The sequence below is a fragment of the Pseudoxanthomonas sp. 3HH-4 genome (assembly GCF_006716465.1).
In the GTDB taxonomy this organism is placed as follows: domain Bacteria; phylum Pseudomonadota; class Gammaproteobacteria; order Xanthomonadales; family Xanthomonadaceae; genus Pseudoxanthomonas_A.
Genome location: NZ_VFPB01000003.1, coordinates 91,243 through 115,032, shown reverse-complemented (window position 1 = coordinate 115,032; position 23,790 = coordinate 91,243). Strand labels below are relative to the sequence as shown.

Genomic DNA, 23,790 nt, shown 5'->3' with positions numbered 1-23,790 from the left:
CCAGCGGAGCAAGCTCCGCCCTACAACGCGGGCTTCGCCACGTCGCCGTCGTCCACCACGCCCTTGGTGATGATGTCCGTGAGCGGCGTACCGTCGGCGTTGTGGTGGTATACGTGCAGGTCGCGCTGCGGGTAGGGGATGTTCAAGCCGTTGCCGATGATCTCGGTGCGCACGGCTTCCGTCAGGTCGCTTCGTGCCTGGCCGAAATCCTTCGTCTTCGCCCAGGCGTAGAGCGTCAGGTCGACGCTGCTTTCGCCCAGTTTCGACACGAAGACGAAAGGCTCCGGATCCTTCAGCACCATCGCGTTGGCGTGCGCGATATCCAGCAATACCTGCTTGGCCTGCTTGAGGTCGTCGTCGTAACCAACGCCTACCAGGATGTCGATGCGGCGCTGGGGCTTGGCGGTGAAATTGATGATCGGTGCGGTAGTGATGAGGCTGTTCGGCAGCACGATCAGGCGATTGTCGAGGGTGCGCATGCGGGTCTGGAAGATTCGCACTTCTTCGATTACACCCTCGAGCCCGGCCGCCTGCACGAAATCGCCCTCGCGGAAAGGCCGTAGCACGATCAGCATGACGCCCGACGCGATGTTCGACAGCGAGTCCTTCAAGGCCAGGCCGACCGCGAGGCCCGCGGCACCCAGCACCGCGAGCATCGAGGTGGGATTCACGCCCAATGACGTAAGCACGGTAATGATGACCAGCACCATCATGGCCGCGTAGCTGACGCGGCGCAGGAATCCGCCCAGGGTCGTGTCGGCCTGGGTACGGACCAGGACGCGCTCGAGCCCAGTACTCAGTCGCTTGGCCAGCCACATTCCCACCAGGAAGATGACGGCCGCAGCGAGCAGCTTGAGGCCCCAGGTTTCCAGCAGTTGAAGCCAGTCGATGCCACGCAGCTCGTTGAGCAGCACCGTCGGTTCGGTGGGGATGTCGGGGAGGGCAGGGGGCGTGGTGGTGGACGCGGACATGCAGGACTCCTGAAATGCAGCACGCCCCATCAGGGGCGTGCCGGGTTTACAGGGTGATGGTAACCGCGTTTGCGTGAAGATGATCGCAGCGGATCAGCTTGCCTTCTTCTTCGCCAGCCGCAGCCAGGTATCAACCACGGTATCCGGGTTCAGCGATACCGACTCGATGCCCTCGGCCATCAGCCATTCGGCCAGATCGGGGTGGTCGCTGGGGCCCTGACCACAGATGCCGACGTACTTGCCCTTGGCGCGCGCGGCCTTGATCGCCATCGACAGCAGCTTCTTCACGGCAGGGTTCCGCTCGTCGAATAGGTTGGCGACGATGCTGGAATCGCGGTCCAGGCCCAGCGTCAGCTGGGTGAGGTCGTTGGAGCCGATCGAGAAGCCGTCGAAGATATCCAGGAACTCGTCGGCCAGCAGGGCATTCGACGGCACTTCGCACATCATGATGATCTTGAGGCCCGGCTTTCCATCGGTAGCGCCATCGCCCTGGCGCAGGCCGTGTTTGGCCAGCACGTCGATGACCTTGCGGCCTTCCTCCAACGTGCGCACGAACGGAATCATGACCCACAGGTTGTCCAGGCCCATCTCGTCGCGTACGCGGCGCACGGCCTGGCATTCGAGCGCGAACGCCGGCTCGAACGACGGATCGACGTAGCGGCTGGCGCCGCGGAAGCCGATCATCGGGTTCTCCTCATGCGGTTCGTAGCGCGTGCCACCGATCAGATTGGCGTACTCGTTGGACTTGAAGTCCGAAAGGCGCACGATCACCGGGTGCGGTGCGACCGACGCGGTGATGGTGGCGATGCCTTCGGCCAGACGATCGACGTAGAAGCTGACTGGGTCGGCATAGCCGGCGGTCTTGGCGTCGATTTTCTTGCGGACATCCAGGTCCTGGCGGTCGTATTCCAGCAGCGCCAGCGGATGCACGCCAATGTGGCTGGCGATGATCATTTCCAGGCGCGCCAGGCCTATGCCGGCGTTGGGCAACTGGCCGAAATCGAAGGCGCGCTCGGGGTTGGCGACATTCATCATGATCTTCAGCGGCGCCTCGGGCATCGCCGCCAAGTCGGTCGTGGTGCGCTCGAAAGGCAGCTTGCCGGCGTAGATGAAGCCGGTGTCGCCCTCGGCACAGCTCACCGTGACCTCGACGCCGTCCTGGATCAGGTCCAGCGCATTGCCGGTACCGACGACGGCGGGCACGCCGAGTTCGCGCGCGATGATCGCGGCGTGGCAGGTGCGGCCCCCCCGGTTGGTGACGATGGCGCTGGCACGCTTCATCACCGGCTCCCAGTCGGGGTCGGTCATGTCGGCGACCAGCACGTCGCCCGGCTGCACGCGGGCCATGTCATCCAGCGAACGTACGACACGCGCGACGCCACTGCCGATCTTCTGGCCGATGGCCCGGCCTTCGGCGATTACCTCGCCGCGTTGCTCCAGCGCGTAGCGTTCGATCTGCGTCGCCTTCGCGCGCGACTTCACCGTTTCCGGGCGTGCCTGCACGATGAAGAGCTTGCCGGTCACGCCATCCTTCGCCCACTCGATATCCATCGGGCGGCCGTAGTGCTGCTCGATCACCAGCGCCTGCTTCGACAGTTCCTGCACGTCGGCGTCGCTGATGGAGAACGTGTTGCGCAGCTCTGCCGGCGTGTCTTCGGTGCGGACGCGCTCGCCCGGCACGTCCGAATACACCATGCGCAGCGCCTTGCTGCCCAGCGAGCGGCGCAGGATCGCCGGCTTGCCCCGCTTCAGGGTGGGCTTGTAGACGTAGAATTCATCCGGGTTCACCGCGCCCTGCACGACCATTTCGCCCAAGCCAAAGCTCGAAGTGACGAAGACGACGTCGCGGAAGCCGGATTCGGTGTCAAGCGTGAACAGCACGCCCGACGCGCCGACGCCGGAGCGCACCATCAGCTGCACACCGGCGGACAGGAACACGTCCTCGTGCTTGAAGCCGTGGTGCACGCGGTAGGCGATGGCACGGTCGTTGTAGAGGCTGGCGAAGACTTCCTTCACCTTGTGCACGACATCGTCGGCGCCGGTGACGTTGAGGAAGGTTTCCTGCTGGCCGGCGAACGAAGCGTCGGGAAGGTCTTCGGCGGTGGCCGACGAGCGCACCGCCACCGCGATGTCGCCGCCACCGTTATCCGCGGACAGCTTGGCGTAGGCGGTGCGGATGTCGGCGTCCAGATCGGGCTGCAGCGGCGCATCGATGACCCACCCACGGATCTCCTTGCCGGCGGCCGTCAGCGCCGCCACGTCTTCGACATCCAGCGTGGCAAGCTTGTCGAAGATGCGCTTGGACAGGTCGTTGTGGGCGATGAAGGCCTTGAAGGCCTCCGCCGTGGTCGCATAGCCTCCCGGAACCGACACCCCCAGATTGGCCAAGTGGCCGATCATTTCGCCCAGCGACGAATTCTTGCCACCCACGCGTGCCAGGTCGGCCAGGCGCAGCTCGTGCAACCACAGGATGTTCTCGTTCAAGCGCAATGCTCCGAAGCAGGCCGCGCCATGCCGATGACCACCGGCGTGGGGGCCGTGTCCATGGGGAAAGAGGCGCTATGATGCAGTGCATACCAATTGCAGACAAGCTTGATCTGAAGGGGATTTCCATGGTGAAGCAGGGAACGGGTGGCCATGTCTGAGCTGCGTGCGGTGTTCTACGTCTCGGATGGTACCGGTATCACCGCCGAGACCATCGGCCACAGCCTGCTGACCCAGTTCGCCGGCATGCGTTTCCAGACGGACCGGCTGTCCTTCGTTGATGACGAAGAGAAAGCCCGGGACGCCGCCGACCGCATCCGCCGCATGGGTGAGAAGCTCGGCAGCCGGCCCATCGTCATCAATTCCTGCGTGGATCCGTCGCTGAGCGCGCTGATCGCGGAGAGCGGTGCGTTGATGCTGGACGTCTTCGCGCCCTTCATCGAACCGCTGGAGCGCGAACTGGGCCAGCAGCGGCAGTCGCGGGTGGGCCAGGCGCATGGCCTGGTCGATTTCGAGACCTACCATCGCCGCATCAACGCGATGAACTTCGCGCTGACCCACGACGACGGCATGGCGGTGAACTATGACGAGGCCGACGTCATCCTGGTGGCCGTCTCGCGCGCCGGAAAAACGCCGACGTGCGTGTACCTGGCGCTGCACTACGGCATCCGCGCAGCCAACTACCCATTGACCGACGGCGATCTGGAAACCGATCGCCTGCCTGCGCGCCTGCGTCCGTATCGCCGCAAACTGTTCGCGCTGACCATCGATCCTGACCGCCTGCACCAGATCCGCCAGGAGCGGCGTCCGAACTCCAGCTACGCCAAGATGGAAACCTGCAAGCGCGAGGTCGCTGCCGCCGAGGCGATGTTCCAGGTGGAGCGCCTGCCGACGCTCAGTACGACCAACAAGTCGATCGAGGAGATCTCGAGCAAGGTCCTGTCGACGCTGGGCCTGCAGCGCGACATGTACTGAGGGGAGGGCGCTTGCGTGGGCCCGGAAAGCAACGCCGGGGAACCCTTAACTTAGGCCGCACGCCGCGGGTCGTCAATGCTGCCGCGCACGTGGTTCGGCGTGTAGGATCGCCCCATGTCCCAGGCCCTCGCACGCACCGCACGCATCCCCCGGCTGAGCCGCTTCGGCTGGCTGATGGCGCTCTACGCGGAGAACCATGCGCGGCTTACGCGGCTGTTCGCGCCGGAGCACCTGCAGCCGGGAACCTACCTGTCCAGCATCGGCGACGGGCTGGACGTGCGCCTGGAGGTCATCGAGACGCACCGCTACACGGTGGAACTGCGACTGACCTATGACCTCTGCGATCCGCTCACGGGCGAACCCGATCCTTCCGCTTTCGTGCGCCTGTACCGCGACGCGCACCAGGCGGAAGCCACGCACTGTTATGTCGGCAGGCGCTGGCAGGATGTCATCGGTCTGTATCCGCCACCGGCGGAAGTGATCAGCCATCGCATGCGCATGAATACGTTCCTGGGCAAATGGCTTGAATACCTGGCGGGACAGGGCCATGGCGTGGCGACGCTGCACCCGGCAACCGTCACGCGCGACGTCGCCTGACGCGCAACCTGCCCAAGCCTGAGCTCAGGCCACCCGCATGAAGCGTATGGCATTGAGGCGGCGAAGTCCGTTGTTCGCGTCGCGCGACAGGTTCATCACGTCGACGGCGCCCAGCGTTTCGAGTTCGAGCAGGCGCTGGGCGACGGCGTCGAATGCGGCTTCGTCCAGGCCAAGCGAACCCGCGGTCCACCGCGTATCGCGGTTGATCGGGAGCTGCGCGACCAGTTCGTCGGCAAGGGAATCGTGTGTCATGACGGCAGGCTCCGGCAAAGGGGCACCAGCTTCGATTGCACCTATGGGGTACACGCGCCTGCCGATCCATTGCGAGGGAAGGAAGCGTGGAGTCGCTTCTACGCCGTTTGCGGTGAGTTTCTTGTAAATGCCTGCGAAAGCCGCGTTACGATCCTTCAACCGGGAAAAACGAAAAAAAAGAGGCCCGGTTTCCCGGGCCTGCAAGATAGTTGGCGTCCCCACGGGGATTCGAACCCCGGTCGCTACCGTGAAAGGGTAATGTCCTAGGCCTCTAGACGATGGGGACACACGTAAAAATGTTGCCAGGTTTTTCATTCCGGACGGCCTATTGTCCGGATGTTGGTGGAGCCAGGCGGGATCGAACCGCCGACCTCCTGCATGCCATGCAGGCGCTCTCCCAGCTGAGCTATGGCCCCAACGTGCTGGCAGGAGCGAAATGATAGCCAGCCTCTTTGCGATGCGCAAGCATCCCTTACGAAAAAATTCACAACTGGCGAATCTCCGGGCATGCGGGTGAAATAGGGCGATTCGGAATCGGCGGGGCTTTGCGCGGCGGATGATCGGTTTCTCAGTGAAGGAATGGAGCGCATGGGCACCGGGACTGGTGGACCACGACGCATGGCGCGCCTGGGCCACGGCGCCCTGGCTGCCGGTGGGGGACGACACGCCCGCGCTCGCAGAAGTGCCGGCCATGCAGCGCCGTCGCATCGAGCGGCTCGGTCGGATGGCGATCCAGACGGCATGCTGGTGCCAGCACGCGGAAGAACATGGCGTACCGATGGTGTTCGCGTCCCGGCATGGCGACGTGGCGCGCTCGATGGAACTGCTCGAAGCACTCGCGGCTGAGCAGCCGCCATCGCCGACGACGTTCGGCCTGTCGGTCCACAATGCGATCGCCGCCCTGTATTCCATCCTCCGGCGCGAGCGCGGCAATTACATTGCGCTGGCGGGCGGCATGGCGACCGTCGAAACCGCATGCGTGGAGGCCGCCGCGTTGCTCGCAGACGGCGCGCCGGAAGTGATGCTGGTCGTCTACGACGCTCCGTTGCCGGCAATCTATGCGGGGTTTCCGGATGAGCCGGATGCCGGCTTTGCATGGTGCTGGCGATTGGCGCCTGCCGATGGCGCTGCGCCCGCGTTGCGACTCGGGTGGGGAAGCGAAGGCGTTGCCGGCGAGACGGATGCAGGAGCCAGTCACTTGCCGCATGGCCTGGATGTCCTGCGTTTCCTGTTGTCCGGCGACCCTTCCCTGCGCTGGATCAGCGACGGGATGGCGTGGCAGTGGCGGCGTGATGCGTGACCGGCTGGATCATGCGTGGCGTGTCGTCGGGACCGGGCTGAGCTTCCTGGCGTTTGGAGTTGGCGGCCTGCTGTTGGGCGCCTGCGTCTTGCCGCCCCTCCTATGGCTGGTGCGCGACCCGGAGCGACGCCGGCGCTGGTCGCGCCGCCTCGTCCAGCGCAGCTTTGCCGCGCATGTCGAACTGATGCGGCGGCTGGGCGTGATGACTTACGAGATCCGCGGACGCGAGCGCCTGGCGCGCGACAGTCTGCTGGTGCTGGCCAACCATCCCTCTCTGATCGACGTGGTCCTGCTGGTGTCGCTGTTGCCGAACGCTGATTGCGTGGTGAAGTCCGCGGTCGCGCGCAACCCGTTCATGCGCGGGCCGGTGCGGGCCGCAGGCTACGTATCCAACGACGACGGTGCGGGGCTGGTCGAGGACTGCATCGCCGCAGTGCGGGCGGGCGGCACGCTGGTCGTCTTCCCCGAGGGCACGCGGACCACGCCGGGACAGCCGTTGAAGCTGCAGCGGGGCGCCGCCAACATCGCGGTGCGCGGCAGACTGGACATCACCCCGGTACGCATCACCTGCTCGCCACCGACGTTGGGGAAAGGGGATAAGTGGTATCGTGTGCCGCCGGTGCGGTTCCATATGGTGATCGATGTTCAGGAAGACCTGCCGATCGCCCCGTTCCTGAATGGAACGGAGGGGGCGGACCCATCGGCGGGGGGAGAGGCGCTGGCAGCCCGGCGGCTCACGGAACATCTGGCCATCTACTTTGCGGGAGATCCATCGCGTGCAGGCACTTGAGCACGAGATCAAGGAATTGATCATTTCTTCGTTGTCGCTGGAGGACATTTCCCCGGACGACATCGACACCAGCGCGCCGCTGTTCGTGGAAGGCCTTGGCCTGGATTCGATCGATGCGCTCGAACTGGGCCTGGCGCTGCAGAAGCGTTATGGCGTGGCGCTCTCTGCCGACTCGCAGGAAACCCGTCGGCATTTCGCCAGCGTGCGCGCGTTGGCGGATTTCGTCGCCTCGCAAGGCAAGGCCTGAGCAGGCACGGGTAGGACTGGCAAGATGACCAAGAACGAACTTTTCGACCGGATCGTCACGATCCTGCATGACAGCTTCGAGATCGAGCCCGCGCGCATCACGCCCGAGGCCCGTCTCTACGACGACCTCGACATCGACAGCATCGATGCGGTGGACCTGATCGTGCAGCTCAAGCCGCTGCTGGGGCGCAGCCTGCAGCCGGATGCCTTCAAGTCGGTGCGCACGGTGCAGGACATCGTGGACGTGCTGTACGGCCTGATCCGCGACCAAGCCGCCTGAGCGCAGGCCGCCTCCGCGTGTCCCGCATCGGCGCGATCATTTTCGTGGCGTTGTCCGTGGCGTACCCGCTGGTGGTGTACTGGGCCATGGGCCGCTTCGAGCCACGATGGCTGGCCGTCCTGCTGCTGGTGCTGGCCTTGCTCCGTGCCGCCGCCACCCGTCAGGCAGTGTGGCTGGCCGCTGCGGCAGGGGCCGTGGTCCTCGCGGGACTGGCCACGGTCTTCAACCAGGCGCTGCCGTTGAAACTCTATCCGGCGCTGATCAACGCCGTGATGTTGGTCGTATTCGGTGCCAGCCTCGTATTCCCACCCTCGGCGGTGGAGCGCATCGCCCGCCTGACAGAACCCGACCTGCCGCCAGCAGGTGTGGCGTACACGCGCCGGGTGACGCAGATATGGTGCGGCTTCTTCGTGTTCAATGGCGCGGCCGCGCTGGTCACCGCGCTGTGGATGTCCGACCGGGCGTGGGCGACGTACAACGGACTGATCGCCTACGGCTTGATCGGGCTGTTGTTCGGTGGCGAGTGGCTGGTGCGCCAGCGCGTGAAAGCGGGCCATCGGAATGGCTGAGTGGCGCAATCTGACGGACGTCGCCGTGCACGCGTTGCCCGGCCGTGCCTTCATGGTCGCGGGCCGTGAAGCCAATGACCACGCGTACTTCCATCGAGAGGTACTGCGCTGGCATGCGAGCTTCAAGGCGCAGGCCGGCACGACATGGGCGCTTCATTTCGATGATGCCGCGCGCTTCGCCGCTGCCTTGTACGGCGCATGGCACGCGGGCAAGACGGTCGTGCTGCCGGGCGACGCCCTGGCCGGCACACAGGCACGGTTGCGCACCCGCGTGGACGGGTTCGCAGGCGACTGGCTTGACGCATCCTTGGCATGCGCCGATGCGGAAGTGGGGGGCGAGACCCTGCTTTCTCCGCTGGATGCCCAGACCACGCGGCTGACCGTATACACCTCGGGCAGCACGGGCGAACCCGTGGCGATAGAAAAGCGGCTTGCCCAGTTCTGCGCCGAAGTCGAGGCGCTGGAGACCGCGCTCGGCGCGGGGCTGGAAGGCGTGGCGGTGCACGGCACGGTATCGCATCAGCACATCTACGGGTTGCTGTTCCGCGTGCTGTGGCCGCTGGCCGCCGGTCGCGCCATCGTGCCGCGTGCGTTCTTCCCGGAGGACCTGCTGGCGGCGATGGAAGACCACGACGCCGTGCTGGTCGCCAGTCCGGCACACCTGAAGCGCCTGCCGGCCCAGCTCTCGTGGTCGTCACTGCATGGACGGCTGCGTGCAGTGTTTTCCTCGGGTGGCGCGCTGCCTGCCGAAGCCGCGCACGCTGCCGCTCGACTGCTGGGCGTGCCGCCCACGGAAATCCTCGGCAGCAGCGAGACAGGTGGCATCGCATGGCGCCAGTGGCGGGAAGAACAGCCGGCATGGCGACCGCTCCCAGGGGTCGATTGGCGGATACGGGTCGGCGCGCTCGAGGTGCGTTCGCCCCACTTGAATGAAGATGCCTGGTGGCACAGCCAGGATCGCGCAGAGCCGGATGGCGCCGGCGGCTTCCGCTTGCTGGGTCGCGCTGACCGCATCGTCAAGGTGGAGGAGCGGCGGGTGTCGCTGGACGCGCTGGAGCGGCAGATCCTGTCGCATCCGTCGGTAAAGGACGCTCGCGTACTTCTGCTGGGAGGCGCGCGCAGCACGCTGGCGGCGGTCGTGGTGATGAACGACAACGCGCACGTGCCGGACGACCCTTCTATGCGACGCGCGCTTTCGCAGAGTCTGTCGCGCCACCTTGCCGGTCACCAGGACGCCGTGACGCGACCGCGCCGCTGGCGCTTCGTTGCGTCACTGCCGGTGAACGCACAAGGCAAGGTGACCGAAGCGGGCTTGACGGCGCTGTTCCGTCCCGAGCGGCCGGCCGCGCACTGGATCCTGCGGGAGGCCACGCATGCGAAGGTCGAGTTGCCGCTGGATGCTTCGCTTGCGGTGTTCGACGGACATTTCCCGCAAGCCGCCATCCTGCCGGGCGTCGCGCAACTGGACTGGGCCGTGCAACTGGCGCGCGAGGTTTTCGCGGTGCCGCGACAATTCCTGCGCATGGAGGCGCTGAAGTTCCAGCGTGTCGCGCGGCCAGGGGATGTGGTCCGGCTTGACCTCGAATGGCACCCGGAGCGCGGCACGCTGGTGTTCCGCTACACCTCCGTGCACGGGCCGCATGCGAGTGGTCGCGTAGTGTTCGCCGATGCCGAGTGATCCCGCGCCCATGTCGTCCGCCTTCCGTCCCCTGGTGGTGATCCCGGTGTACGATCACGAGCACGCCATCGCGACGATGGTGGAGGGCGTGCTGGCATCGGATGTGCCGTGCCTGCTGGTGGACGACGGCTCCGGTGTTGCCTGCGCAGCTGAACTGGATCGCCTGTCGGTATTGCATGCACCGCGCGTGCGTCTGCTGCGGCTGTCCGAGAACCAGGGCAAGGGTGGGGCCGTCTTGGCCGGTTTCCGCTGGGCGGGCGCCAACGCTCATACCCATGTCCTGCAGATCGACGCGGACGGCCAGCACGATCCCGCCGATATCCCCGCCTTCCTGGCGATGTCTCAGGCGCATCCAGACGATGTGGTCTGTGGCGTGCCGCTGTACGACGACAGCGTACCCAAGGGGCGGCTGTATGGCCGCTACCTCACCCATGTGTGGGTCTGGATAAACACGCTGTCTTTTGCCATCCGCGACTCGATGTGCGGGTTCCGCGTATATCCGCTGCCGCCGGTGCTGCAGCTGATCGATGAGGAAACCATCGGGCGTCGCATGGACTTCGACGTGGAAGTGCTGGTCCGGTTGTTCTGGCGGCGCATCGTGGTGCGCAACCTGCCAACACGGGTGACGTACCCGCTCGACGGGGTGTCCCACTTCGATGTGTGGCGCGACAACGTGCGTATCAGCCGCATGCATGCACGGTTGTTCTTTGGCATGGTACGCCGCCTGCCGCGCCTTCTGGCGCGCCGCGCCGTGGACAGGGCCGCATGAGCGAACGCGGGCAGCACTGGGCCGAGATCGGCGAATCCACTTCCGTGCGCGGCATCCTGCTGCTGTGTGCGGTACACCGCTGGCTGGGGCGCTGGCCGTTCCGTCTCTGCGTGTATCCGGTGGTGTTCATCCACTGGCTCGCCAACGGCACGGCGCGCCGCGCGTCGCTGCAATACCTGCAGCGGGCGCATGCCTACCAGGCCATGCCGCCACGGCGGCCGGGCATGTGGCAGAGCCTGCATCACTTCGCGATGTTCGCCGAAACCCTGCTCGACAAGATCCTGGCGCTGGGCCAGCGCTACCCGGTGGAACGGGTGCGGATGGAGCGGAAGGATGTGCTGGCGCGCGTGAAGGCAGGCGAGGGTGGCCTGATCGTCACCGCGCACCTGGGCTGCCTGGAGCTGTGCCAGATCATGGCCGACCAGGTGCCCGGGTTCCGCCTGACCGCGCTGGTGCACACCGCGCACGCCGAGCGCTTCAACCGGCTGATCCGTCGGCTGGATGCCGGGAGTCGGGTCGAACTGCTGCAAGTCACCGACCTGGGACCTGCCGATGCGGTGAAGCTGGCCGAGCGCGTGGCGCGCGGCGAGTTCGTTGCCATCGCGGGCGACCGGGTGCCGCTGCGCGGCGGCCGCAGCGTGTCGGCGCCGTTCCTGGGGCATGCAGCACCGTTTCCCATCGGGGCCTATGTGCTGGGCGCTGCGTTGAAGTGTCCCGTGTTCACGATGGCCTGCACGCATGACGGAGATGGTTACCGCGTGCGTCTGGAAGCCTTTGCTGAACGCATCGAACTGCCACGCGGCTCGCGCGACGCCGCCCTGGCCGGCTACGCTGCGCAGTTCGCGGCGTGGATGGAACGGCAGGTCCGCCTTTCTCCCTATGACTGGTTCAACTTCTACCCCTTCTGGGATCAGGTAACGCATGACGCCCGCAATGAATGAATCCATGCCGCCGGTCTTCGGCGAGGCCCCTCTTCGCATCGAGGACGTGGTGGCGCTCGCCCGGCGGCAGGTGCCGGCGGTGCTGTCGGACGACACGGAATTCCGCGCGCGGATCACGCGCGGTGCGGATTTCCTGGATCGACTGCTGGACGAGGACGGCGTCATCTACGGCGTGACCACCGGGTATGGCGATTCCTGCACGGTGAACATTCCACCGGCGCTGGTCGCGGAACTGCCGCACCATCTGTACACCTACCACGGCTGCGGTCTCGGCCGTTTCCTCGATGAAACCGAAACGCGCGCAGTGCTCGCGGCGCGCCTGGCATCGCTGGTGCGCGGGATGTCCGGGGTCAGCCTGCCGTTGCTGCAAGGTCTGGAAGCGCTGTTGCGCCACGATGTGCTGCCGCTGATTCCCGCGGAAGGATCGGTGGGTGCCAGTGGAGACCTGACGCCTCTGTCCTACGTGGCGGCGGTGCTCTGCGGCGAGCGCGAGGTGATGCATGCCGGTCGTCGCAGGCCGGCCGCCGAGGTGCTGGCCGAGATCGGCCTCAGGCCGCTCACGCTGCGTCCGAAAGAGGGGCTGGCGATCATGAACGGCACCGCGGTGATGACGGCGCTGGCGTGTCTCGCGTTCCATCGCGCCGAGTACCTGTCGCGGCTTGCCACCCGGCTGACTGCGTTCAACGTGCTGGCAAGCAACGGCAACGCGCACCATTTCGATGCGGTGCTGTTCGCCGCCAAGCCGCACCCGGGCCAGTCGCGGGTGGCCCAGCGCCTGCGCGAGGACCTGCACAGCGACCGCCCTCCGCGCAACGAACAACGGTTGCAGGACCGGTATTCGCTGCGCTGTGCGCCGCACGTGATCGGCGTGCTGGAGGACGCGCTCCCGTTCTTCCGCCAGCTGATCGAGACCGAACTCAACAGTGCGAACGACAATCCGCTGATCGACCCGGACCGCGAGCAGATCCTGCACGGCGGGCATTTCTACGGCGGACATATCGCTTTTGCGATGGATTCGTTGAAGAACACCGTGGCCAACGTAGCCGACCTGCTGGATCGCCAACTGGCCCTGATCGTCGACGCCCGCTACAACCATGGGCTGCCCGCCAACCTGTCCGGTGCGACGGGGCCGCGCGCCGCCATCAATCATGGCCTGAAGGCGTTGCAGATCAGCGTTTCGGCGTGGACGGCCGAAGCGCTGAAGCTGACCATGCCGGCCTCGGTCTTCTCGCGCTCGACCGAATGCCACAACCAGGACAAGGTCAGCATGGGCACGATCGCCGCGCGGGACTGCCTGCGCGTGATCGAGCTGACCGAGCAGGTGATGGCGGGGATGCTGGTGTCGGCACGCCAGGCCCTTGAACTGCGCGAACGCGTCGGCCTGCAGTCGACCCTGCGCGATGGTCCTGCCGCGATGTACGCCGACCTGCGCGAGCGCATCCCGCTGGTGGAAGAGGACCGGGCACTGGATGGCGAGCTTCGCCAGTTGCTGGCCGACATCCGCGAAGAGCGGTGGAACGTCTATGCCGGTTGAGCAGCGCGATCATCTGGCCATCGAAGTCGCGCTGAGCCCGGCCTTCCATGACTGCGATGCCATGCAGGTGGTCTGGCACGGGCACTACTTCAAGTATCTGGAGATCGCCCGGTGCGCGTTGTTGCAGCGCCTGGACTACGACTACCCGCAGATGCAGGTGTCGGGCTATCTCTGGCCCATCGTCGACACGCGAGTGAAGTACATCCGGCCACTGCGGTACGCGCAGCCGCTGGTGGTGGCCGCGCGCATCAGCGAGTGGGAGAACCGGTTGAAGCTTGATTACGAGATCCGCGATGCCGCCAGCGGCGAGGTGATGACGCGCGCGCACACCATCCAGGTCGCGGTCGACGCGGCTTCAGGCGAGATGCTGTATCTGTGCCCGCCTGTCCTGTGGCAGCGATTGGGAGTGGAGGCGCCATGAAGACGATCCGCGGATTCCTGTCCGCGTTCCTGCTGGCCGTCGCGGTGGGTGGAAGCATCCTGCCGGCGTCTGCGGCCGATCCACTGGCGCAGGTGCAAGGACAGGTCGCACAGGTACCGCTGCTGCGCGGCGAGTTCACGCAGGAGAAGCAGGTCGCCGGTTTCAGGAACCCGTTGCGCTCCAGCGGACGCTTCCTGCTCGCGCGCGACAAGGGCGTGGTCTGGACCACGACGGCGCCGTTTCCCTCCGAGATCGTCATCACGCGGGACCGCATCCTCAGCCGGCAGCGTGACGGCAGCCGGCGGGTGGAAGTGGACGCGCGCCAGCAGCCGGGGCTTCGCAGCGTCAATGCGATGATGTTCGCGCTGATGAGCGGCGACATGAAAGCATTGACGTCGACCTTCGAGGTGAAAGCCGAGCCTGCTGCCGGCAAGGGGTGGCGGATGACGCTGGTGCCGCGTTCGAGGCAGCTGGCGCAGGCGTTCACGTCCGTGCGCCTGTCCGGTGACCGTTATGTACGTGAGGTCGAATTGCGTGAAGCCAATGGCGACGTCACCCAGTTGCGCTTCAGCGGAATGAACGAAACCCCGGCCAGCCTGTCACGCGACGAGGCGACCCGGTTTGAGTGAGCCGCCCCTTCATTCTCCCGCGGCACATCCGCCGCGGGGCTGGCGCTGGCTGGCACTTGCATGGGTGCTGGTGCTGGTGGCGGTTGCCTGGCACCAATGGCGGTTCTGGCACGCGCCGGCCATCGACACCGACGTGCTTGCGTTGTTGCCCGCAGAAGCCGGCGACCCGGCGATTGCCGATGCCACGCGGCGCATCGCCGGGAACAGTGCGCGCGACGTGGTGGTGATGCTGGGCGCGGATACGCCGGAAACGGCGCTGAGGGCGCGCGGCGTTTTCGATGCCTTCGTGCAGACGTCTGCGGCAGAGCAAGCATCGGCGCTGCTGGTTTCTGACCGATCGCCGGACGACTGGTTCGCACAGGCCCGCGATTTCTTCGCTCCGTATCGTGACCGGCTACTGACGCAAGCGCAGCGGGAGGCACTCGCACAGACGCCCGCCGATGCACTGGCCGAATCCGCACTCGTCGCCCTCTACGGCCCCATGGGAGCGCCCCGCCTGACCGAATGGCGCCGTGATCCGCTGGGCTTGTGGCCGCAGTGGTGGCAGGCGCAGGCGGCTTCCTCGGGCTTGGCCCTGGATGCCGATGGCCTGCTGCAGGTGGAAGGCCGCCATTGGGCCGTACTGCAGTTCACCCTGCGCGAATCCGCGTTCAAGCTCGATGGCGAACGCCGGTTGCAGGATCTTCTGGATGGCGCGGCGTCTGCGGCGACGACCGCCGCACCCGGGCTTCGCGTGCTGAAGGCCGGCGTGCCGCTGCACGCGGAATCCGCGGCCGTGCAGGCCAGCCGCGAGGTCAACACCATCGGCTGGGGGTCACTGGCGGCGGTATTGCTGCTGGTCTGGCTGGCGTTCCGTTCGCTGCGCCCGCTGCTGCTGGTGGCGCTGTCGTTGCTGGTCGGTTGCGCGGTGGCGTTGACCGTCACCGTGCTGGTGTTCGGGAAGATCCATCTGCTGACGTTGATCTTCGGCGCCAGTCTGGTGGGCGTCGCGGAGGACTACGGCATCCATTGGTTCGCCTCGCGCCAGGGTGTGGCCGCCGAGCGTCGCTGGTCGCTGCTGCGGCACCTGCTGCCGGGCCTGTGGCTGGCCTTGCTGACCAGTGCCATGGCCTATCTGGCATTGGGGCTCGCGCCGTTCCCCGGGCTGCGCCAGATGGCGCTGTTCTCGGTGGTCGGCCTGATGGCCGCGTTCCTTACGGTGATCCTCGCGTTTCCCTGGCTGGATGGGGGGCGCATGGGCACCACCGCGTTCTCGCGCTGGCTGGGCGGCACGCTGGCGCGATGGCCGCGACTGGCCAGCCGTCGTGCCTTTGGCGTGCTGGCGGTCGCAGTGCTGCTGGTCGCGGTACCCGGCTTGTTCAAGCTGCAAGCCAACGATGACCTGCGCGGCCTGCAGTCATCGCCGCCGGCGCTGATCGCGCAGCAGCGCGAAGTGGGGCGATTGCTGGGAATGCCCAGCCCGGCGCAGTTCTTCCTGGTCCAGGGGCGGGACGCCGAACAGGTCCTGCAACGCGAGGAGCGCTTGGTCGCCCGGTTGCGCCAGATCGAAGCCGAAGGGTCCGTCGGCGGTCATCGCGCCCTGAGCGACTGGCTGCCATCGCAGCGCCAGCAGGACGAAGATGCCGCACTGACCTCGCGTGTCGAGCAGGAGGTGCTGGCCCGCTTGTCGGCTACCACGGGAGAGACGTTGGCGCGCGGGGAGTTCGCTGCATCGGCGATGGGCATCGATGCCTTCCTGGCGTCGTCCGCGTCGCGGCCCGTGCGCCATCTGTGGTTGGGACAGGTGGGGCAGGGCGTGGCCTCGGTGGTGATGGTCAACGACCTGTCGCGCCCCGATGCGCTGGCCATCTTCGCTGCGCAGGCGGAAGGGCTGGATGGCGTGCGCTGGGTGGACCGTACCGCAGACATTTCACGCCTGCTGACGCACTACCGCTACATGATGTCGTGGTTGCTGCTGGCGGGCGTGGTGGTCGTGTTCGTCGTGCTGGCGCTTCGCTACCGCGGGCAGGCGTGGCGCGTGATCACGCCGACACTGCTGGCCGGCGTGCTGACGGTCGCACTGCTGGGCTGGCTGGGTCAGCCGCTGCAGCTGTTCAACGTGCTGGCGCTGATGTTGCTGCTGGGCATGGGCATCGATTACGGCATCTTCCTGGTCGAACATCGCGGCGACGCGAGCGCATGGCTCGCGGTCTGCGTGGGCGCGGCCAGCACGTGGCTCTCGTTCGGCCTGCTGGGCCTGTCGGCAACACCTGCGCTGCGTGCTTTCGGCCTGACCCTGCTGTTCGGCATCGGCCTGGTCTGGCTGCTGTCGCCCCTGTTCCGGCCACTACCGGATGATTCTTCTTTGCATGGACACACTTCGGAATGAAAACGGAACGCACGGAAATCCTGATCATCGGCGCGGGCCCCGCCGGCTCGGTCGCCGCGGCGATGCTGCGCCAGCAGGGACGCAAGGTCCTGATCGTCGAGCGCGAGCAGTTCCCGCGCTTCTCCATCGGCGAAAGCCTGCTGCCGCAGAGCATGGAGTACATCGAGGCGGCCGGCCTGCTGCAAGACGTGGTGGAAGCCGGCTTCCAGTACAAGAATGGTGCCGCGTTCGTACGCGGCGAGCGCACCACGGAGTTCGATTTCCGCGACAAGTTCTCGCCGGGATGGGGCACCACCTACCAGGTGCAACGCGCCGATTTCGACCACGTGCTGGCCAAGGGCGCCGAGCGCATGGGTGCGGAAGTGCGCTACCGGCATGAAGTGCTGTCCGCCGAACCCGGCCAGACGCCGCGCGTGACCGTGCGTTCGCCGGAGGGCGAGGAATACGCCATCGAAGCCGATTTCATGCTGGATGCCAGTGGCTTCGGGCGCCTGTTGCCACGCCTGCTGAAGCTGGAGTCGCCTTCCAACTTCCCGGTGCGCGGGGCGATCTTCACCCATGTGCGCGACCACATCGCGCATGACGCCGGGTTCGACCGCAACAAGATCCTGATCACCACGCATCCCGAACACGTGGACGTCTGGTACTGGACGATCCCGTTCTCCAATGGCTGCTGCTCGCTGGGCGTGGTGGCGGAGATGGATTTCCTCAACCGCTACCCGGGCACCGAGCTCGAACGCCTGCAGGCCATCGTCGGCGAGGATCCGAACCTGACCCGCCTGCTGAAGAACGCCGAGTGGGCGGTGCTGCCGGTGCGCCAGATCACCGGTTACTCGGCGAACGTATCGTCGCTGTGGGGACCGGGTTACGCGCTGCTGGGCAACGCGGGCGAGTTCCTTGATCCGGTGTTCTCGTCGGGCGTCACCATCGCGTTCAAGTCGGCGCAGCTGGCCAGCGAGTGCCTGGCGCGCCATTACGCGGGCGAAACCGTCGATTGGGAAGCGGATTTTTCCGTGCCGCTGAGGGGCGGCGTGCAGACCTTCCGGCGTTTCGTGGAGTCCTGGTACGCCGGTGGTTTCCAGCGCATCATCTTCCACCCCGATGCACAGCCCGACATCCGCCGGATGATCTGTTCGATCCTGGCGGGCTACGCGTGGGACAAGAAGAATCCGTACGTGGCCGACACGCAGCGTCGCCTGCATGTCCTGGAGCAGCTGTGCACCGGCTGATCGCCTGCTTGCTGATGGGTCTGTTGCTGGCCGCGTGCGCCACGCGTCCGGCATCGCCTGCGGTCGTGCTGCCTTCGCTGCGCCTGGCACCGGCAGCGCTGGGCCAGCAGGTCGCGTTGCAACAACGCCTCGTGTTCCGTTTCGGCGAACACGTGCGGGAGCTCGACGCGCTGCTGGAAGTCGACGCCGACGCCGTGCGTTTGGCCGTGCAGGCCATGGGCCGTACCGGCGTCAGTCTGCAATGGGACGGCACGACCTTGTCCGAAGAACGTGCGGCTTGGCTGCCTGCGGCGGTGCGGGGTGAACGCGTGCTCGACGACGTGCAGTTCAGCCTGTGGCCCGCGGACGCCGTGCGCGCCGCCTTGCCCGTGGGCTGGGAACTGGTCGAGTCCGGCGACAAGCGCGAACTGCGCAAGGATGGCCACGCATGGCTGACGCGGGATCGCGTGGATGCGACCACGTTGCGGGTCCACAACAAGGCGGACGGCTATCATCTGACGATCGAATCGATGGCCGGCGGAGCCCCGATCCCGTGAGCGGCGTCGCGATCTTCCTTAACGATCTCGGGCTGGTATGCGCACTCGGCGCAGACAAGGCGTCGGTGCGCGATGCCTTGTTTCGCGACGATGCTCCCTCGGGCGTGGCACAGAACGATACCCTGGTGCCTGGCCATCGCCTCGCGATGGGCACGGTGACCACCGCGCTGCCCGCGCTCGACCACCATCCGGTGCAGCTCCGCGGGCGGAACAACGCACTGCTGCGCGCCGCCTACCTGCAGATACACGACCAGGTGCAGCAGGCGATCGAACGCCATGGGCCTGCACGCGTGGCCATCGTGGTCGGCACCAGCACCTCGGGCATAGGCGAGGCGGAACAGGCGATGGTGCATTGGCATCGCCATCGACAGTGGCCCGAGGGGTTCCACTACGTGCAACAGGAGATCGGTGCGCCTTCGCGTTTTCTCGCGGCCGAATCGGGCGCGCGCGGACCGGCCTGGACGATCTCCACCGCATGTTCGTCCAGCGCCAAGGCGATGGCGTCCGCGGCGCGGCTGCTGCGCGCCGGACTGGTGGACGCCGTCATCACGGGTGGCGCGGATTCACTGTGCCAGTTCACCGTGCGCGGCTTCATGGCGCTGGAATCGGTGTCGGCCGAGCGATGCAATCCATTCTCGGCGCACCGCCACGGCATCAACATCGGCGAGGGTGCCGCGCTGTTCCTGATGACGCGCTCACCCGGGCCGGTGCGGCTGGCGGGGTGGGGTGAAACCTCCGATGCCCACCATATTTCCGCTCCCGAGCCGCAGGGCATCGGCGCCATCGACGCCATTGGGCAGGCGCTTGCGCGGGCGAAGCTGTCGGCCGGGCAGATCGACTACGTGAACCTGCACGGCACAGCCACGCCGCAGAACGATGCGATGGAAAGCCGCGCGGTGGCGGCGGCACTGGGGTCCGAGGTGCCGGTGAGCTCCACCAAGGCCCTGACCGGGCACACGCTCGGCGCGGCGGGTGCCGTTGAAGCCGGCCTGTGCTGGCTGGCGATGGTCGACAACCCGCAGCGCCGGTTGCCACCGCACTGGTGGGATGGCGTGCCGGATCCGGCCTTGCCGCCCTTGTCCTTCGCGCCGCCCGGAAGCACTGCCAAGGGCCCGCTGCGCCATGTGCTGAGCCAGTCGTTCGCATTCGGTGGCAGCAATGCGGTGCTGGTATTCGGAGCTGAGTGAATGGGTGAGTTGTACGACATCGAACGTGTGGTGCCGCACCGGGGAACGATGCGGCTGGTCGATCGCCTCGTTGCCTGGGGCGAAGACAGCGTGGCAGTGGAGGTGCGCGTGCCCGATGAAGGACCGTTCTGCCATGCGGAAGGCGTTCCTGCCTGGGTGGGGGTCGAATACATGGCACAGGCCATCGCCGCGTGGGCGGGCTGCCACGCCCGCACGTCCGGCCGCGAACCGTCGATCGGCTTCCTGCTGGGCACGCGCCGCTACGAAAGCCGGGTCTCGTGGTTCCGCACGGGCGCATTGCTCCGGGTAGAGGCAACGCGCGAGCTGCTGGGCGACAATGGGCTCGGAATGTTCAGCTGCCGCATCCTGGGGGACGGCGAAGAACTGGCGACTGCCAACGTGTCGGTGTTCGAACCACCGGACGCGATGGCGTATCTGGAGAGTACGCAGGAATGAGTGGAGACAATACGATCCTGGTCACCGGGGGGAGCCGGGGGATCGGGCGGGCCATCGCATTGCGGTTGGCGCAGGACGGATTCGACATCGTCGTGCACTGCCGCAGCCGCATGGATGAAGCCGAAGCCGTCGCCGGCCAGGTGCGCGAGCTGGGCCGCGAAGCCCGCGTGCTTGCGTTCGACGTGGCCGACCGCGCCGCGGCAGCACAGGCACTGGAGGCCGACGTCGGTGAACACGGCGCCTACCATGGCATCGTCTGCAATGCCGGCATAGCGCGCGACACTGCGTTCCCGGCCATGAGTGGCGACGACTGGGATGCCGTGCTGCGCACCAACCTCGACGGGTTCTACAACGTGCTCAATCCCCTGATCATGCCGATGGTGCGCCGACGCAAGCCGGGGCGCATCGTGACGCTGTCGTCGGTGTCCGGCCTGGTCGGCAATCGTGGCCAGGTCAACTACAGCGCGGCCAAGGCCGGCATCATCGGCGCCACCAAGGCACTGGCACTGGAGCTGGCCAGCCGCGGGATCACCGTCAATTGCGTGGCGCCAGGCCTGATCGACACCGAGATGGTGAGTGGCGAGGTGGTGGACGAAGCATTGAAGATGATTCCCATGAAGCGCGTCGGGCGGCCGGAGGAAGTCGCGGCCGTGGTGGCGTTCCTGATGTCGCCGCAGGCGTCGTACGTCACCCGGCAGGTGATCTCGGTCAATGGAGGGCTGGTCGGATGAGTCGCAGCGATCGACGCGTGGTGGTCACTGGCGCGGGCACGATCAGCCCGCTCGGCCACGACTGGGCCAGCGTGCATCTTCGCCTGCGCGAATGCCGCAATGCCGTGCGCCACATGCAGGACTGGGACAAGTACGAAGGCCTCAACACGCGACTGGCCGCGCCCGCCGAACCGTTCGAGTTGCCGGCCCACTACAACCGCAAGACCACGCGCAGCATGGGCCGGGTGGCCGTGATGGCCGTGCGCGCCACCGAGATGGCGCTGGAGCAGGCGGGTCTGCTCGGCCACCCCGTCCTGAAAAGCGGGAAGGTGGGCGTCTCGTATGGCTCCTCCGCGGGAAGCCACGAAGCCATCGGCGACTTCGGCCGCATGCTCAATGCGTACACCACCGAAGGCATCAACGCGACGACCTACCTGAAGATGATGAGCCACACCGCGCCGGTGAACATCGGGGTGTTCTTCGGATTGACCGGCCGCGTCTACACCACGTCCAGCGCATGCACGTCCGGCAGCCAGGGCGTGGGCTGCGCCTACGAAGCCGTGCGCAGCGGCAAACAGGTCGCGATGATCGGCGGTGGCGCGGAGCAGCTGGATGCCACGGCGGCGGCGGTGTTCGATACGTTGTTCGCCACCAGCGTGCGCAACCATGAGCCCGAGCGGACGCCACGTCCGTTCGATGCCAACCGCGACGGCCTGGTGCTGGGCGAGGGCGCCTGCACGCTGGTGCTGGAGGACCTGGAGCACGCGCAGGCGCGTGGGGCGACCATCCTGGCCGAAATCGTCGGCTATGGCACCAACAGCGACGGCCAGCACGTCACCCAGCCCAGCGCCGACACGATGGCGCAGGCCATGCGCCTGGCGCTGGAGGATGCAGGGCTGGAGCCGGACGCGATCGGTTACGTCAACGCGCACGGCACGGCCACCGACCACGGCGACATCGCCGAGACCACGGCCACGGCGGCAGTGTTCGGCAGCCGCATGCCGATCAGCTCGCTGAAGAGCTACGTCGGCCACACGCTCGGGGCGTGCGGTGCCTACGAGGCCTGGATCACGCTGGAAATGATGCGCGAGGGCTGGTTCGCGCCCACGCTCAACCTGGAGGAGCGCGATCCCCGCTGTGCGGACCTGGACTACATCACCGGCGAAGGCCGCGAACTGCAGACCGACTACGTGATGAACAACAACTTCGCTTTCGGCGGCATCAACACGTCGCTGATCTTCAAGCGTTGGAAAGACTGACATCGGACATCCACAGGGGGATAGATGAAGAAGCGTTCCGTTTCGTTGCTGTTGGCGCTCGTGCTGGCAGCAGTCAGCCTGCCGGCGATGGCCGGCAAGCAGGATCCGATGGTCGTACCGGCGTACGAGCGGGTGGAGTCCACCAATGGCATTCCACCCAGTGCGGCGCGCATCAAGGCGGCCATCATCCATGCGGGCAAGGCCCGTGGCTGGGCCGTCGCGGACAGCGAGCCAGGCCGGGTCACGTTGCGCTACGCGCCACGCACGCATGAAGTCGTGGTCGCGGTGCGCTACGACGCCAACGGCTTCAAGATCGAGTATGTCTCCAGCAGGGAGATGAACTATGAGATCAAGCGCGGCGCAGCGGAAATCCACGGAAACTACAACCGCTGGATCCGCAACCTGGCCAATGACATCCAGAACTCCCCCGTGTTCCACCAGCCCGATGCCGCCGAGGCCACGCAGGCGGCTACGCCGTGAGGCGGTACGTGCTCAGGCTTCTGCTGGCGGCATGGCTGGGCGCGCTCGCATGGCCTGCGCTTGCCGATGATGTCATCCGTACCAGCCCGACGATTGCGCTGCGCGAAGGGTACGCCGGCTATCCGGAGTTCATGAAGGATTGCGACTGGACGGCGGAGCTGCCCGCGCATCTGGTCGAGTATTCGAAAGGACGGGTGGAACTGACCGACCATGATCTGGAAAGCCTGCCTGGCCGCACCCTGCGCATCCGCATCATGAACATGCGCAGTGCTGACGGCGGCGGATTCTCCGGTCCGAAGTGGGCGATGATCCGTGCGGAATTGTTCCAGGACGGCAAGCTGATAGGGCAGTACCAGCCTTATCGCCAGACGATGACGCTGTTCCGGGGTGGCTGCTCGTCGTTGAGCAAGATCAGCGATGCGCTGGCGGCCGACACGGCGGCATGGCTGCTGCGCGGCGACTTCAGGGTGCAGTTCGCGGACGAGCAGGCCAGCATCGAAATCGGCCCCGAAGAGGATGTGCCGCCCATCCAGTGACACGGCGGGCAGGCAACATGGACAGTCCCGAGTCCCTGCACGTCATACGAACCTCCCGCTTGGCAATCTCTTTCCCACTGCGGCCCGACCGCCATTCCCCAAGGAGCTGGACCTTGAAACGAATTCTGACCACCACTTTGACCTGCCTGACGCTGGCCGCCGCCCCGGCCTTCGCCGCCGACACGCGCCTCGAACTGCCCCTGCAGGAGCTGCTGGATTCGCCCGAAGCGAAAGCCGCTGGCCTCGACGGCAGCGTGCGCTTCTACCTCGCCGGCCAGAAGACGCCGGCGGTGGTGTCCCGCTTCGGTGAGGACGTGACCAACAAGAAGACCAACGGCGTGGGCAAGTCCGACGCCGAGTCTTGCCGCTGGGTCGCGCTGTCGGCGCTGAAGGCGTTGCAGGAAGGCGCCAAGGACCGCGGCGCCAATGCAGTCATCGACATCGTCAGCTACTTCAAGAAGAACGAGTACCGCAGCGCCACCAACTACGAGTGCCACGCGGGCGGCATCATGAGCGGTGTGGCGTTCAAGGCGACCTACGCCAAGGTCAAGTAAAGTCCGATGCTTCCCGATGCGGCCGCCTGAGGGCGGCCG

At 66.4% G+C, this 23,790-nt stretch carries 26 protein-coding genes and 2 tRNA genes; 23 read left to right on the top strand and 5 right to left on the bottom strand.

All coding sequences use genetic code 11. The features are described from left to right. Nucleotides 1–20: 20 nt before the first annotated feature. Together FB548_RS10480 and ppsA are read right to left on the bottom strand one after the other, a co-directional pair. On the bottom strand, nt 21–971 hold the full coding sequence (locus tag FB548_RS10480) for a mechanosensitive ion channel domain-containing protein (RefSeq protein WP_255470497.1): 951 nt from the start codon (nt 969–971) through the stop codon (nt 21–23). A gap of 93 nt (nt 972–1,064) precedes the next feature. Then, complete coding sequence (gene ppsA, locus FB548_RS10475; protein WP_142124732.1) at nt 1,065–3,455, bottom strand: phosphoenolpyruvate synthase; 2,391 nt, start codon at nt 3,453–3,455, stop codon at nt 1,065–1,067. A gap of 153 nt (nt 3,456–3,608) precedes the next feature. On the opposite strand from ppsA, the gene FB548_RS10470 reads away from it, so the two are divergent. After that, the gene (locus FB548_RS10470) at nt 3,609–4,430 is read left to right on the top strand and encodes a pyruvate, water dikinase regulatory protein (RefSeq protein ID WP_142124731.1); all 822 of its coding nucleotides are present in this window, start codon (nt 3,609–3,611) and stop codon (nt 4,428–4,430) included. Nucleotides 4,431–4,544: 114 nt separating this feature from the next. Continuing rightward, nucleotides 4,545–5,027 carry a DUF1249 domain-containing protein gene (locus tag FB548_RS10465; RefSeq protein WP_142124730.1) on the top strand — a complete coding sequence of 161 codons (483 nt, stop codon included), beginning with the start codon at nt 4,545–4,547 and terminating at the stop codon, nt 5,025–5,027. A 24-nt stretch (nt 5,028–5,051) separates the two neighbouring features. On the opposite strand, the gene FB548_RS10460 is transcribed toward FB548_RS10465, so the two are convergent. From FB548_RS10460 to FB548_RS10450, 3 genes are all read right to left on the bottom strand, one after another. Further along, on the bottom strand, nt 5,052–5,279 hold the full coding sequence (locus tag FB548_RS10460) for a hypothetical protein (protein WP_142124729.1): 228 nt from the start codon (nt 5,277–5,279) through the stop codon (nt 5,052–5,054). Nucleotides 5,280–5,489: 210 nt separating this feature from the next. Next, a tRNA-Glu gene (locus FB548_RS10455) sits at nt 5,490–5,565 on the bottom strand. Nucleotides 5,566–5,619: 54 nt separating this feature from the next. Continuing rightward, nucleotides 5,620–5,695, bottom strand: a tRNA-Ala gene (locus FB548_RS10450). Between the two features lie 140 nt (nt 5,696–5,835). Between FB548_RS10450 and FB548_RS10445 the strand changes: the two genes are divergently transcribed. The 21 genes from FB548_RS10445 (at nt 5,836) to FB548_RS10345 (ending at nt 23,751) form a co-directional block, all read left to right on the top strand. Continuing rightward, nucleotides 5,836–6,579, top strand: coding sequence for a beta-ketoacyl synthase chain length factor (locus FB548_RS10445; RefSeq protein ID WP_142124728.1), 744 nt, complete (start codon nt 5,836–5,838; stop codon nt 6,577–6,579). Beyond that, nucleotides 6,572–7,369, top strand: coding sequence for a lysophospholipid acyltransferase family protein (locus FB548_RS10440; protein ID WP_142124727.1), 798 nt, complete (start codon nt 6,572–6,574; stop codon nt 7,367–7,369). The genes FB548_RS10445 and FB548_RS10440 overlap by 8 nt, the downstream gene beginning before the upstream one ends. Next, a complete protein-coding gene (locus FB548_RS10435; protein ID WP_142124726.1) occupies nt 7,356–7,616 on the top strand; it encodes a phosphopantetheine-binding protein in 261 nt (86 codons plus the stop codon). Before FB548_RS10440 ends, FB548_RS10435 begins: the two co-directional genes overlap by 14 nt. 24 nt (nt 7,617–7,640) lie before the next feature. Next, nucleotides 7,641–7,895, top strand: a complete 255-nt coding sequence (locus tag FB548_RS10430; protein ID WP_142124725.1) for an acyl carrier protein — start codon at nt 7,641–7,643, stop codon at nt 7,893–7,895. 17 nt (nt 7,896–7,912) lie between these two features. After that, entirely contained in the window at nt 7,913–8,464 is a 552-nt protein-coding gene (locus tag FB548_RS10425; protein WP_185742082.1) for a hypothetical protein, read from the top strand. Next, nucleotides 8,457–10,142 (top strand): AMP-binding protein, encoded by a 1,686-nt coding sequence (locus tag FB548_RS10420; protein WP_142124723.1) that lies wholly within the window; start codon nt 8,457–8,459, stop codon nt 10,140–10,142. The genes FB548_RS10425 and FB548_RS10420 overlap by 8 nt, the downstream gene beginning before the upstream one ends. Beyond that, on the top strand, nt 10,132–10,911 hold the full coding sequence (locus tag FB548_RS10415; protein ID WP_142124722.1) for a glycosyltransferase family 2 protein: 780 nt from the start codon (nt 10,132–10,134) through the stop codon (nt 10,909–10,911). Before FB548_RS10420 ends, FB548_RS10415 begins: the two co-directional genes overlap by 11 nt. Next, the gene (locus FB548_RS10410; RefSeq protein ID WP_142124721.1) at nt 10,908–11,852 is read left to right on the top strand and encodes an acyltransferase; all 945 of its coding nucleotides are present in this window, start codon (nt 10,908–10,910) and stop codon (nt 11,850–11,852) included. The genes FB548_RS10415 and FB548_RS10410 overlap by 4 nt, the downstream gene beginning before the upstream one ends. Next, nucleotides 11,845–13,386 (top strand): aromatic amino acid ammonia-lyase, encoded by a 1,542-nt coding sequence (locus FB548_RS10405; RefSeq protein WP_221625944.1) that lies wholly within the window; start codon nt 11,845–11,847, stop codon nt 13,384–13,386. Before FB548_RS10410 ends, FB548_RS10405 begins: the two co-directional genes overlap by 8 nt. Further along, on the top strand, nt 13,376–13,807 hold the full coding sequence (locus FB548_RS10400) for an acyl-CoA thioesterase (RefSeq protein ID WP_142124719.1): 432 nt from the start codon (nt 13,376–13,378) through the stop codon (nt 13,805–13,807). The genes FB548_RS10405 and FB548_RS10400 overlap by 11 nt, the downstream gene beginning before the upstream one ends. Then, complete coding sequence (locus tag FB548_RS10395) at nt 13,804–14,436, top strand: outer membrane lipoprotein carrier protein LolA (protein WP_142124718.1); 633 nt, start codon at nt 13,804–13,806, stop codon at nt 14,434–14,436. Before FB548_RS10400 ends, FB548_RS10395 begins: the two co-directional genes overlap by 4 nt. After that, nucleotides 14,429–16,804: an MMPL family transporter gene (locus FB548_RS10390; protein ID WP_142124717.1), complete on the top strand. Its 2,376-nt coding sequence runs from the start codon at nt 14,429–14,431 to the stop codon at nt 16,802–16,804. The genes FB548_RS10395 and FB548_RS10390 overlap by 8 nt, the downstream gene beginning before the upstream one ends. Then, the gene (locus tag FB548_RS10385) at nt 16,801–18,033 is read left to right on the top strand and encodes an NAD(P)/FAD-dependent oxidoreductase (RefSeq protein WP_142124716.1); all 1,233 of its coding nucleotides are present in this window, start codon (nt 16,801–16,803) and stop codon (nt 18,031–18,033) included. The genes FB548_RS10390 and FB548_RS10385 overlap by 4 nt, the downstream gene beginning before the upstream one ends. Then, nucleotides 18,021–18,569, top strand: a complete 549-nt coding sequence (locus FB548_RS10380) for a DUF3261 domain-containing protein (protein ID WP_142124715.1) — start codon at nt 18,021–18,023, stop codon at nt 18,567–18,569. The genes FB548_RS10385 and FB548_RS10380 overlap by 13 nt, the downstream gene beginning before the upstream one ends. After that, a complete protein-coding gene (locus FB548_RS10375; protein WP_255470496.1) occupies nt 18,566–19,756 on the top strand; it encodes a beta-ketoacyl-ACP synthase in 1,191 nt (396 codons plus the stop codon). The genes FB548_RS10380 and FB548_RS10375 overlap by 4 nt, the downstream gene beginning before the upstream one ends. Further along, nucleotides 19,757–20,212 (top strand): hotdog family protein, encoded by a 456-nt coding sequence (locus FB548_RS10370; RefSeq protein WP_142124713.1) that lies wholly within the window; start codon nt 19,757–19,759, stop codon nt 20,210–20,212. After that, the gene (gene fabG, locus FB548_RS10365; RefSeq protein WP_142124712.1) at nt 20,209–20,943 is read left to right on the top strand and encodes a 3-oxoacyl-ACP reductase FabG; all 735 of its coding nucleotides are present in this window, start codon (nt 20,209–20,211) and stop codon (nt 20,941–20,943) included. Before FB548_RS10370 ends, fabG begins: the two co-directional genes overlap by 4 nt. Then, nucleotides 20,940–22,181, top strand: a complete 1,242-nt coding sequence (locus FB548_RS10360) for a beta-ketoacyl-ACP synthase (protein WP_142124711.1) — start codon at nt 20,940–20,942, stop codon at nt 22,179–22,181. The genes fabG and FB548_RS10360 overlap by 4 nt, the downstream gene beginning before the upstream one ends. 24 nt (nt 22,182–22,205) lie before the next feature. Beyond that, nucleotides 22,206–22,661 carry a hypothetical protein gene (locus tag FB548_RS10355; RefSeq protein ID WP_142124710.1) on the top strand — a complete coding sequence of 152 codons (456 nt, stop codon included), beginning with the start codon at nt 22,206–22,208 and terminating at the stop codon, nt 22,659–22,661. 8 nt (nt 22,662–22,669) lie between these two features. Beyond that, nucleotides 22,670–23,197: a hypothetical protein gene (locus tag FB548_RS10350; RefSeq protein ID WP_142124709.1), complete on the top strand. Its 528-nt coding sequence runs from the start codon at nt 22,670–22,672 to the stop codon at nt 23,195–23,197. A 113-nt stretch (nt 23,198–23,310) separates the two neighbouring features. Continuing rightward, complete coding sequence (locus tag FB548_RS10345; RefSeq protein WP_142124708.1) at nt 23,311–23,751, top strand: excinuclease ATPase subunit; 441 nt, start codon at nt 23,311–23,313, stop codon at nt 23,749–23,751. Nucleotides 23,752–23,790 lie beyond the last annotated feature (39 nt).

Bases quoted from the DNA above. Each gene is read 5' to 3' on its own strand.
- FB548_RS10385 (WP_142124716.1), top strand. From the start codon at position 16,801: ATGAAAACGGAACGCACGGAAATCCTGATCATCGGCGCGGGCCCCGCC.
- FB548_RS10460 (WP_142124729.1), bottom strand. From the start codon at position 5,279: ATGACACACGATTCCCTTGCCGACGAACTGGTCGCGCAGCTCCCGATC.
- FB548_RS10410 (WP_142124721.1), top strand. From the start codon at position 10,908: ATGAGCGAACGCGGGCAGCACTGGGCCGAGATCGGCGAATCCACTTCC.
- FB548_RS10480 (WP_255470497.1), bottom strand. From the start codon at position 971: ATGTCCGCGTCCACCACCACGCCCCCTGCCCTCCCCGACATCCCCACC.
- FB548_RS10465 (WP_142124730.1), top strand. From the start codon at position 4,545: ATGTCCCAGGCCCTCGCACGCACCGCACGCATCCCCCGGCTGAGCCGC.
- FB548_RS10415 (WP_142124722.1), top strand. From the start codon at position 10,132: ATGCCGAGTGATCCCGCGCCCATGTCGTCCGCCTTCCGTCCCCTGGTG.
- FB548_RS10355 (WP_142124710.1), top strand. From the start codon at position 22,206: ATGAAGAAGCGTTCCGTTTCGTTGCTGTTGGCGCTCGTGCTGGCAGCA.
- FB548_RS10440 (WP_142124727.1), top strand. From the start codon at position 6,572: ATGCGTGACCGGCTGGATCATGCGTGGCGTGTCGTCGGGACCGGGCTG.
- FB548_RS10360 (WP_142124711.1), top strand. From the start codon at position 20,940: ATGAGTCGCAGCGATCGACGCGTGGTGGTCACTGGCGCGGGCACGATC.
- FB548_RS10445 (WP_142124728.1), top strand. From the start codon at position 5,836: ATGATCGGTTTCTCAGTGAAGGAATGGAGCGCATGGGCACCGGGACTG.
- FB548_RS10470 (WP_142124731.1), top strand. From the start codon at position 3,609: ATGTCTGAGCTGCGTGCGGTGTTCTACGTCTCGGATGGTACCGGTATC.
- FB548_RS10420 (WP_142124723.1), top strand. From the start codon at position 8,457: ATGGCTGAGTGGCGCAATCTGACGGACGTCGCCGTGCACGCGTTGCCC.
- FB548_RS10395 (WP_142124718.1), top strand. From the start codon at position 13,804: ATGAAGACGATCCGCGGATTCCTGTCCGCGTTCCTGCTGGCCGTCGCG.
- FB548_RS10400 (WP_142124719.1), top strand. From the start codon at position 13,376: ATGCCGGTTGAGCAGCGCGATCATCTGGCCATCGAAGTCGCGCTGAGC.
- FB548_RS10405 (WP_221625944.1), top strand. From the start codon at position 11,845: ATGAATGAATCCATGCCGCCGGTCTTCGGCGAGGCCCCTCTTCGCATC.
- FB548_RS10430 (WP_142124725.1), top strand. From the start codon at position 7,641: ATGACCAAGAACGAACTTTTCGACCGGATCGTCACGATCCTGCATGAC.
- FB548_RS10370 (WP_142124713.1), top strand. From the start codon at position 19,757: ATGGGTGAGTTGTACGACATCGAACGTGTGGTGCCGCACCGGGGAACG.
- fabG (WP_142124712.1), top strand. From the start codon at position 20,209: ATGAGTGGAGACAATACGATCCTGGTCACCGGGGGGAGCCGGGGGATC.